Annotated in this window: 1 pseudogene; it reads right to left on the bottom strand. The window is 45.9% G+C overall.

Annotated features, from left to right (window positions below):
• Positions 1 to 244, bottom strand: a pseudogene (locus AB4585_RS27235) (glycerol-3-phosphate 1-O-acyltransferase); the annotation flags it as partial.

A 244-nucleotide genomic window follows, 5' to 3' on the forward strand; every position in this document is an offset into this window, starting at 1 on the left:
TCTTATTCCAAGGGGAGAGGTTTTCTAGATAAGGCTTATCTCGTCCCTCTTTACCTGGCTTTCGCCCCCACATAACGGTGGTTGGGATCAGTTGCACGTCAAGATCGGATTGTTCACGGTGCAATTTAAGAAGTTGCGTAAACAGGCTTTGAGATCCTAGTGAGTCAAGAGTATCGTTGTCTCGGTCGAGTTTGCCTGTAGAGATAAATACATAGCGTCTAAAGCTTTTGCCACCAACCTCAAG

The sequence above is a fragment of the Vibrio sp. 10N.222.49.C9 genome, assembly GCF_041474985.1.
Taxonomy (GTDB): Bacteria; Pseudomonadota; Gammaproteobacteria; order Enterobacterales; family Vibrionaceae; genus Vibrio; species Vibrio crassostreae_C.